This window comes from Spirochaeta thermophila DSM 6192 (assembly GCF_000147075.1).
GTDB classification, from domain to species: Bacteria; Spirochaetota; Spirochaetia; order Winmispirales; family Winmispiraceae; genus Winmispira; species Winmispira thermophila_A.
Window position 1 is genome coordinate 171794 of sequence record NC_014484.1, and the last position, 17827, is coordinate 189620.

15 protein-coding genes, 1 pseudogene and 1 riboswitch are annotated in these 17827 nt (G+C 64.9%); of the genes and pseudogenes, 7 read left to right on the forward strand and 9 right to left on the reverse strand.

The features are described from left to right. The first annotated feature begins 62 nt into the window (after positions 1-62). The 6 genes from STHERM_RS00685 to radA are packed head-to-tail and all read left to right on the forward strand — an operon-like array spanning position 63 to position 7968. Positions 63-1427: a tetratricopeptide repeat protein gene (locus STHERM_RS00685; protein ID WP_013312954.1), complete on the forward strand. Its 1365-nt coding sequence runs from the start codon at positions 63-65 to the stop codon at positions 1425-1427. Then, entirely contained in the window at positions 1424-2386 is a 963-nt protein-coding gene (locus STHERM_RS00690; protein WP_013312955.1) for a DHH family phosphoesterase, read from the forward strand. Before STHERM_RS00685 ends, STHERM_RS00690 begins: the two co-directional genes overlap by 4 nt. After that, entirely contained in the window at positions 2383-3576 is a 1194-nt protein-coding gene (locus STHERM_RS00695; protein ID WP_013312956.1) for a TraB/GumN family protein, read from the forward strand. The genes STHERM_RS00690 and STHERM_RS00695 overlap by 4 nt, the downstream gene beginning before the upstream one ends. Position 3577: 1 nt before the next feature. Further along, positions 3578-4327, forward strand: coding sequence for a YdcF family protein (locus STHERM_RS00700; RefSeq protein WP_013312957.1), 750 nt, complete (start codon positions 3578-3580; stop codon positions 4325-4327). Between the two features lie 31 nt (positions 4328-4358). Continuing rightward, positions 4359-6614: an ATP-binding protein gene (locus STHERM_RS00705; RefSeq protein ID WP_013312958.1), complete on the forward strand. Its 2256-nt coding sequence runs from the start codon at positions 4359-4361 to the stop codon at positions 6612-6614. 10 nt (positions 6615-6624) lie between these two features. After that, positions 6625-7968 (forward strand): DNA repair protein RadA, encoded by a 1344-nt coding sequence (gene radA / locus STHERM_RS00710; RefSeq protein ID WP_013312959.1) that lies wholly within the window; start codon positions 6625-6627, stop codon positions 7966-7968. A 4-nt stretch (positions 7969-7972) separates the two neighbouring features. On the opposite strand, the gene thiC is transcribed toward radA, so the two are convergent. The 9 genes from thiC to STHERM_RS00755 all read right to left on the reverse strand — a co-directional run bounded on the left by thiC (position 7973) and on the right by STHERM_RS00755 (position 16429). Continuing rightward, positions 7973-9247, reverse strand: coding sequence for a phosphomethylpyrimidine synthase ThiC (thiC, locus tag STHERM_RS00715; RefSeq protein WP_013312960.1), 1275 nt, complete (start codon positions 9245-9247; stop codon positions 7973-7975). After that, complete coding sequence (gene thiE, locus STHERM_RS00720) at positions 9244-10395, reverse strand: thiamine phosphate synthase (protein WP_013312961.1); 1152 nt, start codon at positions 10393-10395, stop codon at positions 9244-9246. The genes thiC and thiE overlap by 4 nt, the downstream gene beginning before the upstream one ends. Further along, the gene (gene thiF, locus STHERM_RS00725) at positions 10392-11096 is read right to left on the reverse strand and encodes a sulfur carrier protein ThiS adenylyltransferase ThiF (RefSeq protein WP_013312962.1); all 705 of its coding nucleotides are present in this window, start codon (positions 11094-11096) and stop codon (positions 10392-10394) included. The genes thiE and thiF overlap by 4 nt, the downstream gene beginning before the upstream one ends. Beyond that, positions 11093-12220 (reverse strand): 2-iminoacetate synthase ThiH, encoded by a 1128-nt coding sequence (gene thiH / locus STHERM_RS00730; protein ID WP_013312963.1) that lies wholly within the window; start codon positions 12218-12220, stop codon positions 11093-11095. The genes thiF and thiH overlap by 4 nt, the downstream gene beginning before the upstream one ends. Then, positions 12217-13002 (reverse strand): thiazole synthase, encoded by a 786-nt coding sequence (locus STHERM_RS00735; RefSeq protein ID WP_013312964.1) that lies wholly within the window; start codon positions 13000-13002, stop codon positions 12217-12219. The genes thiH and STHERM_RS00735 overlap by 4 nt, the downstream gene beginning before the upstream one ends. Next, a complete protein-coding gene (gene thiS, locus STHERM_RS00740) occupies positions 13002-13199 on the reverse strand; it encodes a sulfur carrier protein ThiS (protein ID WP_013312965.1) in 198 nt (65 codons plus the stop codon). Before thiS ends, STHERM_RS00735 begins: the two co-directional genes overlap by 1 nt. A 106-nt stretch (positions 13200-13305) precedes the next feature. Continuing rightward, positions 13306-13415: riboswitch (TPP riboswitch) on the reverse strand. Positions 13416-13458: 43 nt separating this feature from the next. Continuing rightward, a complete protein-coding gene (locus tag STHERM_RS00745; RefSeq protein ID WP_013312966.1) occupies positions 13459-14652 on the reverse strand; it encodes a phosphoglycerate dehydrogenase in 1194 nt (397 codons plus the stop codon). Next, positions 14652-15743 (reverse strand): 3-phosphoserine/phosphohydroxythreonine transaminase, encoded by a 1092-nt coding sequence (serC, locus tag STHERM_RS00750; protein ID WP_041623097.1) that lies wholly within the window; start codon positions 15741-15743, stop codon positions 14652-14654. Before serC ends, STHERM_RS00745 begins: the two co-directional genes overlap by 1 nt. After that, entirely contained in the window at positions 15740-16429 is a 690-nt protein-coding gene (locus STHERM_RS00755; protein ID WP_013312968.1) for a winged-helix domain-containing protein, read from the reverse strand. Before STHERM_RS00755 ends, serC begins: the two co-directional genes overlap by 4 nt. Positions 16430-16736: 307 nt before the next feature. Between STHERM_RS00755 and STHERM_RS12075 the strand changes: the two are divergent. Then, a pseudogene (locus STHERM_RS12075) lies at positions 16737-17003 on the forward strand (Ig-like domain-containing protein); the annotation flags it as partial. Between the last annotated feature and the right edge of the window lie 824 nt (positions 17004-17827).

The window sequence follows — 17827 nt, forward strand, 5'->3', positions numbered from 1 at the left end:
GGGAAGTGACTCCTTGCACCTCGTGAGGGGCTCGGGTAAAGTTGTGGGCGCGGGAGGTACCGATGAGACTGCGGATCGTTCCGGTCTGCGCGGCGTCGTTTCTGGTGATGATCTCGATGGGCTGCAGGACGACACAGCCCGGTGAGACCGTGCTGCCCGAGGAGGAGTTCCCCTATCAGGCGATCAGCTACTTCGTGGAACTCGGCAGGCCCGAGGACGCCATCAGGGCCTTCGAGGAGGCCTCCGCCCGTGCCCCGGAGGATCCCGAGACCCGGCTCCTCTACGTGAACCTCCTCCTCATGGCGGGGAAGGAGACGGAGGCCGAGGCGGAGCTCTCGAAGATCCTCGAGGAGTACCCCGACCACGTGGGTGCCCTCTACACCCTCGCCCTCCTCGAGGGTGCCCGGGGCAGGGAAGAGGAACACCGACGTCTCCTCGAGCGCATCCTGGTCCTGGATCCCCACCACACGGGTGCGAGAGCCGCGCTCGGCGAGCTCCTTCTCTCGAAGAAACAGTACGCACGGGCCGAGAAGGAGTTCACCACGGTTCTCGAGCAAGATCCCGGGGACCTGGTGGCCCTCGTAGGACTCGGCAACGTGTACCTCAGGACCAGGAAGGCCGAGAAGGCGGCCGAAGTGCTCACCCGGGCGATCCAGGAGGCCCCCGACTATCCTTTCGCCTATGCCGACAGGGCGAGGGCCTGGCAGATGCTGGATGAGCCCGAGAAGGCGGAGCGGGACATCTCACGGGCGATCGAACTCGACCCGGGGTTCTCATGGCACTACTACGACCGCGCGAGGATCCTCATCTCGGAGGGACAGATGGATCGGGCCCTGGAGGATCTCTCACGCGCGATCCTCCTGGATCCTTCCAATTTTCTCGCCTATGTCTACAGGGCGAGGATATACGACGGCAAGGGCATGATGAAGGAGGCCTGCAGCGACTATGCCCGGGCCCTGGAGCTCAGGCCGGACTACTATTACATCTACGTCCCTTACGCGGTGAGTCTCTACCATGAAAAGGACTACCGAGGGGCTGCGGGGTACTTCGACAAGGGGTTCGATGCGTACCCCTCCGAATACCCTCTGATCCTCCTTGCGGCCACGGCCTACAAACGCGCCGGGGACGACCGGATGATGCGGGACTATCTCACCCGGAGGATGCCTCAGATCCCCCGGGACTCCATCTACTACTTCGTGGCGCGTTACTACCTCGAGGGGAAGGGTGACAGCCTGGTCCTCACCAGGCTTCGGGACATAGCGGACAAGGTCGAGAGGACGAGGGTGTACTTCTTCCTGGGGATCATGGCCGAAGAGGAGGGCCATCCCCGGCTCGCCCAGACCTACTTCACCGAGGTGGCGGACAACCCCTCCCTCCGGGCGATCGAGGGAAGGATGGCGTCGTGGGAGATGGAGAAGTACCGATGAGGGTGTCCGAGCTCCTGGACGTGCTCGTTCCGGGTGTGCCGGTGTGCGTCCTGGTGCACGACTATCCCGACCATGATGCGGTGGCCTCGGCTGCAGGACTGGTGTGGCTCCTTTCGCGGAGGGGGTGGGAGGCGCAGGTGGTCTACAGGGGGATGCTGGAGAGTGAGTCGCTCAAGGAAGCGCTCTCCCGCTATCCCGTGCCGCTTTCGTCCCTCGACGGGGTGGACGAGACGAGTGTCCAGTTCGTGGTGGTGGACGGGTTCTATGGAAGCGGCCACGTGCCCTCCGTGGGCGGGAAGGTGATGGGAGTGATCGACCACCACGAACCGGAGGCGTTTCCCCCGCCTGAGGGGATTCCCTTCGTGGATGTGAGGCCTTCGTACGGGGCGTGCGCCTCCATCGTGTACGAGTATCTCCGGGATCTCGACCTCTCCCCCCCCTCCTGGCTCGCGACGTTCCTCATGCTCGCCATCCTCATGGACACCGAGTTCCTGGCAAGGGGTGTCTCGCCTGCGGAGATGGACGCCCTCGCCGGGCTCTACAGGATGGGGGATCTCTCCGAGGCGACGGGTATCCTTTCCAATTCGCTCGTGATCGAGGACCTTCCTGTGCTCTCCGGGATGTGGCGCAGGCTCGAGTTGTCTCCTCCGGGGGGCTTCGTGTTCGTGGATGGGCCGGCGAGGAGCGAGGTCATGGCGGTCATGGGGGACCTCATCCTCCGGTTCAGGGAGATCACCTGCGTCTTCCTCTGTGCGAGGGATGGGGACGGCTACAGGATCTCGGTGAGGAGCGAGGACGGGCGGCTGCCGGCCTGGATGGTGGTACGCCGGGTGCTCGAGGGGTATGGTGTGGGAGGAGGACACGTCCACATGGGTGGGGGACGGGTGGATGCAGGGGTGTGGCCGGGCGAGAAGGTGATGAGGGAGCGATTCATATCGGTGGTAAAGGAGTTGGTATGAGCGATGTGCACACGACGGATACGGTGAAGCGGTTGGTCTTCGCCGACAGGGAGATCATTCTGGTGGGCACGGCGCACGTCTCGAAACAGAGCGTGGAGGATGTGCGGGTGGTGATCAGGGAGGAAGCGCCGGACGGGGTGTGTGTGGAGATCGATCCACAGCGCCTTTCCGTCCTGAGGCAGGAGGAGAGGTGGACGAACCTCGATGTCTATCGGGTGCTCCGGGAGGGGAGGGGGTTCATGCTCCTGGCCAACCTGGTCCTCTCCTCGTTCCAGCGGAGGATTGGGCTCGAGACCGGGGTGAAGCCGGGGGAGGAGATGAAGGCTGCGGTGGAGAGCGCCGAGGAGCTGGGAATACCGTACCACACGTGCGACAGGGATGTGCAGGTGACCCTGCGAAGGGCCTGGGCGCGGACTTCCTTGTGGGGGAGGGCGAAGTTGCTCGCCGCTCTCCTGGCTTCCGCATTCGAGGACGAGAAGATATCGGCCGACGAGGTGGAACGGCTCAAGCGGACCGACGCCCTCCAGGCCATGATGGAGGAGCTTGCCTCCTACCTCCCCGAGGTCAAGGAGGTGCTCATCGACGAACGGGACGTGTACCTGGCGCGGAGGATATGGGAGAGTCCGGGGCGGAAGCTGGTGGCGGTGGTGGGGGCGGGGCACCTGGAGGGGGTCGTGCGCCACCTCGAGCGGTGCGCCGCAGGCGATGAGGGGGTGGCGTTCGGGGATCTGGAGACGGTTCCTCCTTCCGGAAGGGCGGGGAGGGTGGTGGGGTGGCTTATCCCGGCGGTGGTGGTGGGGCTCATCGCGGGCGGGGTGGTGCGACATGGCTGGGAAGGTGGTCTGCGTATGTTCCTCCTGTGGGTGGGGGTGAACGGGGGGCTCGCGGGGTTGGGGACGATCCTGGCGGGCGGTCATCCGCTCACCATACTCGCCGGGGTTCTCTCCGCACCGTTCACCTCGATGACACCCGTGGTGGGGGTGGGGCTGGTCACAGGCCTGGTGGAGGCCTCGCTCCGCAGGCCTCGGGTGGGCGATCTCGAGCGGCTCAACGAGGATATCGCCTCCTGGAAGGGGTTCTTCCGGAATAGGGTCACTCGTATCCTCCTGGTGTTCTTCTTCTCTTCCGTGGGAAGCGTGATAGGGACCTTCGTGGGTATCCCTTGGCTCGCTTCGTTCCTGGGGGGATGAGGTGCGTTTCCTCCTCTCCAAGTTCGTGGGGACGCTCCTCGTGCCTCCGGGGCTGTGGGTGGTCTTCGCCCTGCTCGTGGGGGTGGTCTCTCTTCGCCGGGGCTCCCGACGGGGGGCCGTCGCGGCCTGGGTGTTCGCGGGGTTCCTCTACCTGGGGAACACGCACCTGGTCGAGCACCTCCTCCTCGCACCGCTCGAGCGGGCCTTCCCGGTGTGGGATGGCGGGGGCGGGGTGCGCTACGTGGTGGTGCTGGGGGGAGGGGCACAGGCGGGGACCCCGGCCGGGGATGTGCCGGGGGTGGTGACACTCGCGCGGTTGTGGGGCGGGCTGCGGTACGCCCGGATGCTCGGGGTGCCGCTCGTGCTCGCGGGGGGGAGTGTGTGGGATGAGGGGAAGAGCGAGGGGGAGATGATGGCGGATCTGGTACGGGAGCTCGGGTGGGAGGAGGTGGTGGTGGAGGGGGAGAGCAGGACGACGTGGGAGAATGCCCGCAACACGGCCCGTATGGTGGGAAGGGGGCCCGTGCTCCTCGTGACCTCGGCCTATCACATGCAGCGGGCGGTGTGGTGTTTCAGGGCCCAGGGGGTGGAGGTGATCCCCGCGCCGGTGGACTTTCGGGATGAGCGGCCCGCCCACTGGATCTTCTACCTGGGGATCTCCGCCGAGGCGGCCAGGGATGTACAGGCGGCCCTCAGGGAATACGTCGGCATGGTCTGGTACCGGGTCGCCTATGGGGCCGGGCTTCCTTGACCTCGGAGAGGGGTCCTACTACCATTAAGGGGTGAAATCCCTCGTCTCTCTCATCTCGAGTCAGAGACTCAAGCAGTATCTCTTCGGACTCCCCCTCCTGGAGGAGGAGCTCCTTCGGGGTGAGCGTTTCATCAACAGGGCCAGGGTAGGGGTCACCTTGCTCCTCGGGGTGGCCCTCCTCGGGTATGTGGCGCTTCAGGGCTACGTGCTTCCAAGGGTGCATGGCTACGGTGCCGTGCTCCTTCTTCTCTCGGTGCTCCACATCATCTGGGTGGAATGGCGGATTCGGGGGAAAAAGATCGAGCACATAGGGTACATCTCGATCAGTATCGATACCGTGCTGGTCTCGGGGGCCTTCCTCGTCTTCGTGCTCAGGTTCCCCTTCGTCTCGCTCATCACTTTGCTCTACGTGATGTATTTCGGGATGATCTTCTCCTCGCTCGCACGGTACAGCCCGCTCTCGACGGTATACGCCGGTGTGTGCGGGGCGGTGGGGTTCTCGGTGGTGGGTTTCGTCCTCCGCGAGAGTGGAAGCGTGGGAGAGGGGGCGCCGTACTTCTCGTTCCTCCTGGATCCGGTGGGCATCGTGGCGGGAGGGGCCGTGCTCCTCTTCTACAGTGGTCTCGGGGCCGCGTATCTCGTGACGGTGATCGACTTCATCGCCAAGGCGGCCCGTTCCGAGATCCAGCTGAAGAAGAGCGAGGAGCGGCTCGAGGGTATCGTGCAGAACATCCCGGGGGTCATCCTCCAGCTCGAGATGAGCGTCTCGGGCAACATCTACTATACCTACATAAGCGATCAGGCCCGCGAGATCTTCGGAGAGAAGGTGGACCGGATACTCCAGAACCCCTTCGCCACCCTGCGGTTCATGCCGAAGGAGAAGCTCAGGGCCATCGTCCATACCATCCGGAACTTGGATCGGATCTCGGTGCCGTTGGGATGGGATGTGCGGCTTCGGACGAGGAGGGGGCATCGATGGTTCAGGGTCACGGTGTCGGTGACGCCCTCGGCCGAGGGGACGTTCTATCTCAACGCGATCATCCTGGATACCGAGGAGATCCATGCCTATCAGGAGCGACTCAAGGAGGCGAAGGAGGAGGCGGAGCGGGCCAACAGGGCGAAGAGTGCGTTCCTCGCCACGATGAGCCACGAGCTCCGTACACCTCTCAACGGGATCATAGGGATGAGCGAGCTGCTCATGTCGAGCGGGCTTTCGGGCGAGCTGGTCGAGTACGCGCGGACCATCCAGACTGCGGGTGAGAACCTGTTGGCCCTCATCAACGATATCCTCGATATTTCGCAGCTCGAGTCCGGGAAGCTCAAGGTGGAACGACGACCGTGCGATCTCAAGGCCGTGCTCCTCCACGTGTACAAGACGCTCTATCCTCAGACTATCCACAAGAACCTCAGGTTCGTGCTGGAGGTGGCTTCCGAGATTCCGGCGGTGGTGATCTCGGACGAGGCGCGGCTCTCCCAGGTGCTCTTCAACTTGGTGGGGAACGCCATCAAGTTCACGAGCCGGGGGGAGGTGGTGCTGCGGGTGTGGATGGAGGAGGAAGAGGGTCGGGCGGAGCTCGTCTTCCAGGTGCGGGATACGGGGATCGGGATCCCTAGGGAGGAGCTCCCCCGGGTGTTCGAACGATTCCACCAAGTGGATCAGGGTGTCACGCGCCGTTTCCAGGGCTCGGGGCTGGGGTTGTCGATCGCCAAGGATCTAGTGGAGCTCATGGGGGGGAGGATCGATGTGGAGAGCGAGGAGGGGAAGGGGTCGTGTTTCACGGTGAGGATTCCTTTCCAGGTGCCGGTGTCCTCCGCCCGGGTCCTCCCGTTCGTGAGGGATGGGCTCGAGGAACAGGTGGAGTGGCGGGGGAGTCTGGGGGAGGAGGTGGTGGAGGACGAGGAGCCGGGTGGGTTCTGGGTGCTCGTGGCCGACGACAACGAGGCGAACAGGGTCCTCCTCCACAGGATGTTCTCGCGGATGGGAGGACGGGTGGTGACGGTGGAGAACGGGAAGGAGGCGGTGGAGCGGGTGCGGGAGCGGCCGTTCGACCTGGTGGTGCTCGACTACCACATGCCGGTGATGGACGGGGTGACGGCCGCAGGGGTGATGCGTCGGGAGGGGTCGGTGGGGGAGGGGGTGCTCGTGGTACTCACGGGTCAGGCGCTCGCGGAGGACAAGGAGTTCTTCATGAGGGAAGCGTTCGACGATATGCTGCTCAAGCCGGTGCGCCTGGAGGATCTCAGGCGGCTGGTGGAGAGGTGGGTGAAGGGGAGGAAACGGACGTGAGGGGGGTGGTATGGGCAAGGGGGTGAAGTCGAGGTTCGTGTGCACGGAGTGCGGGTACGAGGTGTCGAAGTGGGTGGGGAAGTGTCCGGGATGCGGTGCGTGGAACAGTATGGTGGAGGAGGTGCGGGGTAGGGGGAGGGAACGGGGGGAGCGGAGGGCAGGATCGGGTGTGATGCGGCTCCCGGAGGTGGTGGCGCAGGGTGAGGAGCGGATCGTGACGGGGGTGGGGGAGTTCGACAGGGTGCTGGGGGGTGGGTTGGTACGGGGTTCGGTGGTGCTGGTGGGGGGGGAGCCGGGGGTCGGCAAGTCCACGCTCGTGCTCCAGGTGGCGGCGCGTCTCGCAGGGGGGGTGAAGGTGGTGTACGCGGCGGGGGAGGAGTCGGTGGGGCAGGTGGCGGCGCGGGCGGCGCGGCTGGGGTGCGGGAAGGCCGAGGTGGAGCTTGCGGCGGAGACGCAGGTGGAGAGCCTCGAGGCGCTCCTCAGGCAGCGGAGGGCGGACGTGGTGGTGGTGGATTCGCTCCAGATGCTCTACTCGCCCCAGATGGGGAGCGCACCGGGGACGGTGAACCAGCTCAAGTTCTGCGCCTACGAGCTCGCGCAGTGGGCGAGGGAGCAGGGGGGGGTGGTGCTGCTGGTGGCGCACGTGACCAAGGAGGGGGTGATCGCAGGGCCCAAGCAGGTGGAGCACATGGTGGACACGGTGCTCTACGTGGAGGCGGCCGAACACAACCTTCGGATCCTCAGGGGGGTGAAAAACAGGTTCGGATCGGTGGATGAGATAGGGGTGTTCGAGATGACGGGGAAGGGGTTGGTGGAGGTGGCGGAGGTGAGCAGGCTCTTCCTGGTGCAGCGGGAAGGCGGGGTGCCGCCTGGGGTGGTGGTGGCGCCGGTGGTGGAGGGGTCGAGGGCCTTCCTGGTGGAGATACAGGCCCTCACGGTGCCGGCGAAGTCGGGGGTCTCGCGGGTCTATGCGGGGAGCATCGAGCCGGCGCGGGTTTCCCGGGTGGCGGCGGTGCTGGAGAAGCATGTGGGGGTCCAGTTCGGAAGTCAGGATCTCTACGTGAATGTGGCGGGGGGGCTTCGGGTGCAGGAGGTGGGGGTGGAACTGCCGCTCGCCATGGCCCTCTACTCGGCGCGCACCGGGCTCGCGGTGCCGGCCGGGCTGGTGGTGGTGGGGGAGCTGTCGCTCGCAGGGGAGGTGAGGGCGGTGCGGGACCTGCGCAGGCGGGTGCGGACCGCGAGGGAGCTGGGCTTCGAGCGGGTGGTGAGTCCGCCGGGTGACGGGGCGGACCCCCTCCTGGTGGTGAGGAACGTGAAGGAGGCGGTGCGGGCGGTGTTCGGGGCAGGGGGGTGAGGGATCAGGGGCGGGGGGCCGCCTCCTGCATGCGCTTGATCGAGCACATCCTCCCGCACATGGTGCACACACGGGGATCCCCGGGCACCGACTCGGCCCGCATCCTGGAGGGCTTTTCCGAGTCGAGGGCCTCCTTCATCATGGCATCCCAGTCGAGCCTTCCCCTTGCCTCACTCATGCGCCTGTCCCATGCCTCTGCCCCGGGGATCCCCTTGGCGAGGTCGGCGGCGTGGGCTGCGATCCGGGCCGCGATGATCCCCTCCCGCACGTCCTCGAGGGTGGGGAGTCTGACGTGCTCGGCCGGGGTCACGTAGCAGAGGAAGTCGGCGCCGAACCAGGCGGCGAGGGCGCCCCCTATGGCCGATGTGATGTGGTCGTAACCCGGGGCCACGTCCGTGACCACGGGGCCGAGCACGTAGAAGGGAGCGCCGTGGCAGAGCTTCTTCTGGAGGAGGATGTTCGCCTCTATCTCGGGGAGTCGCATGTGCCCCGGGCCTTCCACCATCACCTGTACGCCGGCCTTCCGCGCCCGCTTCACGAGTCTCCCCAGGGTGATGAGTTCCTGGATCTGGAGGCTGTCGGTCGCGTCATGGACCGCCCCGGGCCTGCATGCGTCGCCCAGGCTGATGGTCACGTCGTACTCCCTGCAGATGTCGAGCACCCGATCGAAGCAGGCGTAGAAGGGGTTCTCCTCCCCCGTCTTCCTCATCCATTCCGCGATGAGGGAACCACCGCGGGAGACCACGGGCATGATCCTCTCCCCCTCTTCCAGGAAGTCGAGGCACTCCCGGGTGATGCCTGCGTGGAGGGTGACGAAGTCCACACCGTCCTCGGCGTGGCGCGCGAGCATAGAGAGGAAATCGTCGGCGGTGAGGTCCTCGAGACTCTTGCCCATGCCCTCCGCGTCATAGATCGGGACCGTTCCCACGGGAAGCCTGGTTCGGGCGATGAGCGCCTTCCTGAACGGTCGCGTGTCCCCCTCGCAGCTCAGATCCATGAGTGCGTTCGCTCCCAGCCGTTCGGCGAGTTCTGCCTTGGCGAACTCCACCTCGTGGTTCCGGCAGTCGGGGGATATGCCGAGGTTCACGTTCACCTTGGTGCGCAGTCCCCTGCCTATTCCACAGGCCGAAAGACCGCTATGGTTCCTGTTGGCGGGGATCACCACTGCGCCCTCGGCCACCAGGGCCCGGATCTCCTCAGGAGTACGTCCCTCTTTCCGGGCTACTTCTTCCATCTGTGAGGTGATGATGCCCTTCCGGGCCGCTTCCAGCTGGGTCATAGCTCCTCCTCTCCTGTAGGTCGTCTCTGATCGGTAGGCGCCTCCTGCCTGGCGAGCACCGCCTCCCATTCCCTCACCCACCTCGGCGCAGGGGCCCTCCCCCTCCACCCTTCCACCCGCTCCCGCACCCTCCGCACCTTCCCCCTCACATCCTCCGCCCCCACGATCTCCGTCACCATGGCCACGCACCGCGCCCCCAGCTCGCACACCGCATCCAGGTTGTGCTCCTTTATCCCGCCTATCGCCACCCAGGGGATCCTCACCTCCCTGCTCGCGTAGGCCACGTACTCCAAGCCCACCGGGGCGCACACATCCTTCTTCGTACTGGTGGGGAAGACCGGCCCCACCCCGATGTAGTCCACCACCCCCCGCTCCACCGCCGCCTGCGCCTGGGCAGGCCCGTGCGTGGAGAGCCCCACCACCATCCCCGGCCCCACCACCCTCCGCACCTCCTCCACCGGCCAGTCGTCCTGTCCCACGTGCACCCCGTCCGCCTCCACCATGAGGGCCAGCTCCACGTGGTCGTTCACCACGAAGAGCGCGCCGTACTCCCGGCAGAGCTCCCTGAGCGCCCGCGCCTCCTCGTACATCGCCCGGTACGACTTCTCCTTCTCCCGGTACTGCACGATCCGCGCCCCCCCCTCGAGCGCCTCCCTCATCACACGCAGGTTCCCCCTCCCCCGGGAGTACTCCTCCGCCGTGATCGCGTACACCCCCCCGTCGAAGGCCCTCGCCACCCGCACCCGCCTGAGCCACCCCGCGAGCCGCCCCTCCACCTCGTACATCCCGTACCGCACCTCCTCGCACACCCCCGCCTCCCGCTCCAGCCCCATGCTCCGCAGCGCCTCCTCCATGCTCCGCAGCGCCTCCTCCACCCTCGCACAGTTCCCCCGCACCAGCCCCTCGAGCCCCTCCCTCCCATCCCCCCGCACCCCCATCCCCTTCCCCACATCCCCCTCCACATCCCTCGCCCCTGCCATGAGCCCCTCCCGCTCCCGGAGCACCCCCCGCACCCGGTGCCGCATCCCCTTGAGCCGTTCCGCGAGCGGCCCGTCGTTCCACACGAACCGCGCCACATCCTCCAGCACCCGAAGCCCCTCGGCCGCCCTGTTCCAGTTCGCATCGAGCATCCGGTAGAGCCCCCTCATACATCCTCCCACAACCTCGTATGGCCGAGCACGAACGAGACCACCGCATCCGCCTCCATGGACGCCGCCACCCACACCCGTGGGGCCAGCGGCGGCACCCCTTCCCCCACCTCGCGCACCCCGTCGCCCACCACCACCCAGCCCTCCCCCACCTCTCGCACCCGCACCTCATCCACCGCCCCCCAGCCCGCCACCCCCGAGGCGCTCACCAGCAGGTACGGCGCCCACACCCTTCCCCGCGGGCCACCCCCTGCCTCCTGCCGCCTGCGCACCTCCTCGGCCACCATCCGCTTCACCTCAGCCCCGTCCACCGCCTCCACCAGGACCTCGCACCCCCTGAAGACCCGCTCCAGCTCCTCCGCCGATCGCACCTCCAGCCGGTGACCCTCCACCTCCACCTCGGGATTGATCCGCCTGAGGTTCTCCCCCAGCGCCTCCACCTTGGCCCGCCCCACCTGATCGACGAAGTAGAACTGCCGGTTGAGGTTGGAGGCCTCCACCACATCCGGATCTGCCACCACCAAGTGCCGCACCCCGGTCCGCACCAACGCCTGCGCCGCCATGGACCCCAGCCCTCCCGCCCCCAGGATCCCCACCCGCACCCTTGCGAGCACCCCCCGCTCCCGGGGCCCCAGATACCGGGAGAGCCCCTCCTCGAAGACCCGAGCCGCCGGTTCACCCACCGTCCCCTGCTTTCTCATCGCCCACCTCCTACCCCCGCGAGCCCCTCCACCCAGTTCTGGAAGACCGGCTGGAACCCCCGCGCCCTGATCGCCTCGCACACCTCCCGCACCCCGCGGGTGTCGGCCACCTCGAACTGCCCCTCCTCTGCGCGCGTCGCATGCCCACCCACCGCCGTCACCGAGGCCGCCGACATCCTCGTGACACCCAATCCGATGAGGTGATCCCGCACGAAGGCCCGCTCCCGCGTGGAGAGCGAGATCCCGCAGTGGGGGGCGAAGAGCCTATGGGCGAGTATCGCCTGCACCAGATCGCGCTCGCCCGCAGGATGCGGAGCAGTGAACCCGCCCACGCACGGGCGGAGCCTCGGCAGTGAGACCCCCACCTCCACCTCGGGGAACACCCTCGAAAGGTACCTCGCATGGAGGGCCGTGAAGAAGGTCTCCCTGCGCCATTCGCCAAGCCCGAGCAGGGCCCCCACCGTGATCGCCCGCATCCCGGCCCGCGCAGCCCGCTCCGGGGCGAGGAGTCGGTAGTCATAACGGGCCTTGGGTCCGCCCGGATGGAACCGGGGATACTCCTCTGGGTGATACACCTCCTGGTAGAGGGTGAGGTAGTCCACCCCGGCCTGGATGAGCCTCCGGTACTCATCCTCCTCGAGGGGGTAGATCTCTATCCCCACCGAGGGGAAGAGCCGCGTGAGGATCCGCACCGCCTCCTCGATGTAGGCCACCGGGGTTCGACGCCGATCCTCCCCCGTGAGGAGCAGCACGTCCCTGAACCCCTGACGCGCGATGGCCTCCGCCTCCCGCTCGATCTCCTCGAACGACAGCTGCCTCCTCTGTACCGGGGCCCCGGCGTGGAACCCGCAGTACACACACCGGTTCACGCAGTAGTTGCTCACGTAGAGCGGGGTATAGAGCGAGATGACCCGGCCGAAGTGTTGCACAGTGAGACGCCTCGCCTTCACAGCCATGGCCTCGAGGAAGGGCACGGCCGCAGGCGAGAGGAGCACGAGGAGGTCCTCGGGCGAGAGCGCACCCTCCTTTGCGAGCACCACCTCCACCCGGGAAGGCCTCACCCGGGCGAAGAAGCCCTCGAAATCGAAGTCCTTCCACTCATTGATCACGCCGAGCACGCTCATGTGGGCTGCTCCAGCTCCTGGAGGAACCCGGTGAGCGGTGAGGAGGCCTCCGCATACTCCCGTACCGGACCGAGCCCTGCGAGGAAGGCCCGGCGCCCTGCCTCCACCGCGAGGGCGAAGGCCCGCGCCATCCCGACCGGATCCCCTGCGGTGGCGATGGCCGTATTCACCAGGACCGCCGCACACCCCATCTCCATGGCCGCCGCTGCCTCCGACGGCTTCCCGATTCCCGCATCCACGATGATGGGTACCTCCAGCTCCTCTACCAGCATCCGGATGAGCTCGGCGGTCTTGAGCCCCCTGTTGCTCCCTATGGGCGCACCGAGGGGCATCACCGCAGCCGCCCCTGCATCCTGGAGCTTCCTCCCTATCACCAGATCCGGGAGCACGTAGGGCAGGACCACGAACCCCTCTTTCACCAGGATCTCGGTTGCCCGGAGCGTCTCCTGATTGTCGGGCATGAGATAGACCTGATCGGGCACGATCTCGACCTTCACCCAGTTCCCGCACCCCGCCGCCCTCGCCAGCCGGGCGATCCGCACCGCCTCCTCTGCGCACCGGGCGCCCGAGGTGTTGGGCATCACCACCACACCCTTCGGGATGTAGGAGAGCACATTGTCTTCGGGGTTCGCCAGGTTCACCCGTCGCAGGGCCACGGTCACCACCTGGGCCCCGCTCTCGGCGATGACCCGAGGGATGAGCCGCCGGTCGGGGAACTTGCCGGTACCCAGCACGAGCCTGCTTTCGAGACTCGTGCCGCCTATGACGAGGGAATCGTCCATCAACCGCCTCCCACGAACGAGATGATCTCGACCCGCATCCCCTCGGAGAGAGGGGTGCGCTCGAACTCCTCTCGGGGGACGATCCTGCCCTCGAGTTCCACGACTACGCGTTCAGGGAGGATCCCTCTCTCCTCGAGCAGACCTCCCACCGTGGTGGCCCCGGTCTCAAGCCGTTCACCGTTCACGATGAGCCTCATGTGCGCCTCCCGACGGTGCAGGGGAAAGGGGGGAAACAAAAAAGGGCATACCGTAGGGTATGCCCTGCTTCTGGTCGAAGGACGTCCGCGTACTCGAGTGCGCGGTCATACTCCGGCCGAAGTTCCCTACGGTGGGATTACCCACGTCAGGTTCGAAGGGTAAGGGCCCCGCCCTTTCTCAGCCCGGCCTCATGCCGAGCACCCCCACTTCAGCCCTGCACTCTCAAAGATCGTCGGAGACAGTATACACCCGCCTCCCTCAACTGTCCAGAGGTGAGAATTCCTTCGGCCTCAGCACTCGCACCATGATCACCCCCTCGATCTGAGAGAGGTCCTCGGAGATGTCGGAGGGGACCTCCCCGTCCACGTCGATGATGTTGTAGGCGATGTTCCCCTTGTGTTTGTTGATCATGTCGCTTATGTTGATGCGGGCGCTGCCCAGCACGCCCGTGATCTGCCTCACCATGTCGGGGATGTTCCGGTTCGCGATGAGGATCCGTGTATCCCCGCTCACGTCGAGCTGGCAGGTGGGGAAGTTCACCGAGTTCCTGATATTCCCCCTCTCCAGGAAGTCACGGAGCTGCTGGACTGCCATGATCGCACAGTTCTCCTCGGCCTCGGGTGTGGAGGCACCCAGGTGGGGGATGGGGATCACGTTCTCACAACGGAGAAGCTCTGCCTCGGGGAAGTCTGTCACGTATCTGTCCACTATCCCCTCCTCGATGGCCCTGAGGATGTCCCTGTTGTTCACCAACCCGCCGCGGGCGAAGTTGAGGATCTTCACCCCCCGCTTCATCATGCGGAACTTCTCGTAGTTGAGCATCCCCCGGGTGTCGTCGTTGAGCGGCACGTGCAGGGTGATGTAGTCCGCCTCCCTGATGAGCTTCTCCAGGGTCTCGGCCCGCTGGACCTTGCTCGAGAGCCCCCAGGCCGCCTCCACCGAGATGTAGGGGTCGTAGCCTATCACCTCCATCTCGAGGGACACGGCCGCGTTCGCCACCATCACCCCGATGGAACCGAGGCCGATCACCCCCAGCTTCTTGCCCTTGATCTCGGGCCCCGTGAACCGTGATTTCTCCTTCTCCACCAGCTCGGACACCCTGTCGCCCTCATCCGCGATCGAGCGCACCCACTCCACGGCCCTGATGATCTTGCGGGAGGCGATGAGCAGGCCCGCGATCACGAGCTCCTTCACGCTGTTCGCATTGGCGCCCGGTGTGTTGAAGACCACGATTCCCCGTTCGGTACACCTTTCCACAGGAATGTTGTTCACCCCAGCCCCTGCCCGTGCGATGGCGAGCACCGAAGAGGGGATCTCCATCTGGTGCATGTCAGCACTCCGCACGAGGATGGCGTCCGGGTGGGTGAACTCGGAAGCCACCTCATAGAGGTCGCGCGGAAAGATCTCGAGCCCCTTGGGAGAGATCTTGTTGAGCGTCTGGATCTTGAACATCACCGCCTCCTTCCATACCGTCGTTCGAAGTCCTTCATGAAGGCCACCAGTGCCTCCACTCCTTCTTTGGGCATGGCATTGTAGATGCTCGCCCTCAGTCCTCCCACGCTCCTGTGCCCTTTGAGGTTCACCAGCCCTCGCTCCTCGGCCTCCTCGAGGAAGGTGGCGGTGAGCTCCTCGGTGGGGAGGAAGAAGGGGACGTTCATGAGCGAGCGGTAGGCAGGCTCCACCTTGGTGGTGAACAGATCGGACTCGTCGAGGAAGCGGTAGAGGAGCTCCGCCTTCTCAAGGTTCCGCTCGTACATGGCCTGGACACCCCCCTGGCGTTCCACCCACTCGAGCACGAGACCCACCATGTAGATGGCGTAGCACGGCGGGGTGTTGTAGAGGGACCGCTTCTCCACGTGGATGTCGTACCGGAGCATGGTGGGTGTGTGCGGGAGGTGTCCGCCCACCAGGTCCTTCCGGATGATCACCACGGTCACCCCGGCCGGCCCCAGGTTCTTCTGCGCCCCTGCGTAGTAGATCCCGAAGGACCGGATGTCCACCGGCTCGGAGAGGATGTGGGATGAGGCGTCGGCCACGAGGGGCGCATCCCCTGTCGCCGGCAGCGAGGTGTAACGGGTGCCGTAGATCGTGTTGTTGGTGGTGATGTGGAGATAGGAGAGCCCTTCGGGAAGGGGCGGGATCTCGGGGATAGTGGTGTAGCCCCTGTCGGCCGAGGAGGCGACCACCTCTACCTCGCCGAACAGCCCCGCCTCCTTGATCGCGCGGCTCGACCAGTGTCCTGTGTCCACGTACCCCCCCTTCCCCGTGCGCCCCATGAGGTTCATGGGCACCATGGCGAACTGGAGCGAGGCGCCGCCCTGCAGGAAGAGGACCGCGTAGTCGTCCGGGATGTCCAAGAGCCTGCGGAGCCGCTCCTCGGTCCCGCCTATGATCCGCTCGAAGGCCTTTGAGCGGTGTGACATCTCCATCACCGACATCCCCGCGTCGCGGTAGACGAGCATCTCGTCGGCTGCCTTCTTGAGCACCTCCTCGGGAAGGACCGAGGGGCCCGCAGAGAAGTTGTACACGCGTTCGAGTCTCATCGGAGTGCTCCTTTCGTGGGATGGTCGCCCGCCATAAGGAGGGCGGAGAGCACGCGCATCTCTGCGCGCAGCGATATGGCACGCACCCATACCCCTTCCTCCCGGGGGATGGGCCGTGAGGTGAAATTGACGATCCCGCGTATCCCGCCCGCCCTGAGGCGCTCCACCGAGGTGTCCACCGACTCGGGAGGCACGGCGAGGATACCCACCTCTATCCCTTCGCGGCGCACCACCTCGGGGATGCGGAAGGCGGGATAGAGCGGGATGGGGGTGGAGATGAGCTCGAGCCGGTTGGTGTTGCTGTCGAAGCCCGCGATAAGCTCGTACTCGGGAAGGGCCTGCTCGCTGTAGTGGAGGAGGGCGCTCCCGAGCCGGCCGAGGCCCACGATGCACGCCCTTCTGCGGGTCTGAAGACCAAAGGCCGTGGTGAGGAGGGAGAGGAGGGCCTCCACCGGATACCCGCGGGGACCCTCACCCAGGTTTCCCCCCGGCTGGGTGGCCTTGAGGAGTGTGCTTATGTCCTTGCGCACCAGGTGGGGAGGGTAGCCCAGCATACTGCCGAGGTCGCGCGAAGAGAGGTGTGTGGTTCCCCTCTCTCCCGCCTCTTCGAGAGCGCTGTAGAGGGATGCGAGCCGCTCGAGGGAGGGGAGGGGGATGTGGGGCGTCTTATCTGTGATTTTTTTCACAGAGAGGAGTGTAGCATGTGTCAGGACTTCTGTCAATGGATCGTGAGGGGCCTATGAAAATGTCATAGGGTTTTATGCGTTTTGCATGATCCTCGCACATCGAATGGGACCCTTGAAGCAGGATGTGCAAATCTGGTGTTAAATCAAACGAATAGAGATCCAGTTCCTTGAGAATGCTCTGAATAGGGGGGGTAAGATGGCACGCTTATTGAATTTATATGTTCAGGAAAACTACCGTGCGAGAGGAGTAGACATGCCTCGGTGTGAAGACCGAAGAAATATATCGCTTTCCCGGAAGGAGGGGGTTATGAAACACATATCTTTTGTAGGTATTGTGCTTGGAGCGCTCGCCGTCCTTGTGGTGAGCCTCACAGGGTGTGACGTGGGACTCGGTGAGCAGGTGGACGTGGCCCGTCCCAGAGTGGCCCTCACCAGCCACGAGTCGGGCGAGTACGTGAAAGGGGTGGTCATCCTCTCCGGTACGGCTACAGACGATAGCGGCGTTTCCCAAGTGCAGATATCGTTTGATAGAGGGAAGACATTTGAGCCCGTCGATTCGTTGAAGAAGAAAGGCGACGGCTATGAATGGACGTATGTGTGGGATACACAGCAGATCCCCGATGGGCGCTACTATGTAGTACTTAAAGTATTCGACGAGGCTGGCCATTCCTACGAGACCGAAGAGCTGGTATTCATCGTGGACAACCATGCTCCGGTCCTCCTCATCTCTTCCCCTGATAAGGCGGCTGATCCGGTTCAGAATCCTTTCAACCAGGAAGTGACGCTCAGTATCCATGCCGCCGACTATTCTCCTCTCGTGGCCTTCACAGTGGATGTGTGGAGGAGTTCTGATGGTACCTCATGGGAGCACCTTTCTGATTATCCAAAGAACTTCTCTCAGACAGCCTCTCCTTTTACCTATACCTTTATTCCAGAGTATCCTTCGGGAGAGGCACAGCAGTATTTCCGGTTTGTATTCACTGCCGAGGACAAGGCAGGAAACACGAACACCTTTTTCTTCCACTCAGATGACGTATTCAGTGTGGCGGGGAAGCACCTCACAGTAGAGCAGGTGAAGACGATCATAGAGGGTGGAACCGTCGAGGGAGTAACCAATGAGCAGTTGCTGCAGAAGGCGATCCAAACGTTTGTGGTGTACTTCGATGAGGATGGCGACAGGCCTCTTGTGAGGTTTCTTGAGACTGGATCAGAGCTCTATCAGTCAGGAAAGCTTACGATAGAGGTAGAAGATGATGATGCCATCGATCCGGCGTCACTCACACTTCGATGGTATAGCTCTACCGATCCTGATAATTTCCCTTCGACCGCAGACCTCACCCTCTCAGGATGGGACGTGATTTCCCAAGACCCACATGTGACCGTCCTCAAGGAAACCCC

Bases quoted from the DNA above. Each gene is read 5' to 3' on its own strand.
- STHERM_RS00745 (WP_013312966.1), bottom strand. From the start codon at position 14,652: ATGTTCAAGATCCAGACGCTCAACAAGATCTCTCCCAAGGGGCTCGAG.
- serC (WP_041623097.1), bottom strand. From the start codon at position 15,743: ATGAGACTCGAACGCGTGTACAACTTCTCTGCGGGCCCCTCGGTCCTT.
- radA (WP_013312959.1), top strand. From the start codon at position 6,625: ATGGGCAAGGGGGTGAAGTCGAGGTTCGTGTGCACGGAGTGCGGGTAC.
- STHERM_RS00695 (WP_013312956.1), top strand. From the start codon at position 2,383: ATGAGCGATGTGCACACGACGGATACGGTGAAGCGGTTGGTCTTCGCC.
- thiH (WP_013312963.1), bottom strand. From the start codon at position 12,220: ATGAGCGTGCTCGGCGTGATCAATGAGTGGAAGGACTTCGATTTCGAG.
- STHERM_RS00735 (WP_013312964.1), bottom strand. From the start codon at position 13,002: ATGGACGATTCCCTCGTCATAGGCGGCACGAGTCTCGAAAGCAGGCTC.
- thiS (WP_013312965.1), bottom strand. From the start codon at position 13,199: ATGAGGCTCATCGTGAACGGTGAACGGCTTGAGACCGGGGCCACCACG.
- STHERM_RS00685 (WP_013312954.1), top strand. From the start codon at position 63: ATGAGACTGCGGATCGTTCCGGTCTGCGCGGCGTCGTTTCTGGTGATG.
- thiC (WP_013312960.1), bottom strand. From the start codon at position 9,247: ATGACCCAGCTGGAAGCGGCCCGGAAGGGCATCATCACCTCACAGATG.
- thiF (WP_013312962.1), bottom strand. From the start codon at position 11,096: ATGAGAAAGCAGGGGACGGTGGGTGAACCGGCGGCTCGGGTCTTCGAG.
- thiE (WP_013312961.1), bottom strand. From the start codon at position 10,395: ATGAGGGGGCTCTACCGGATGCTCGATGCGAACTGGAACAGGGCGGCC.
- STHERM_RS00690 (WP_013312955.1), top strand. From the start codon at position 1,424: ATGAGGGTGTCCGAGCTCCTGGACGTGCTCGTTCCGGGTGTGCCGGTG.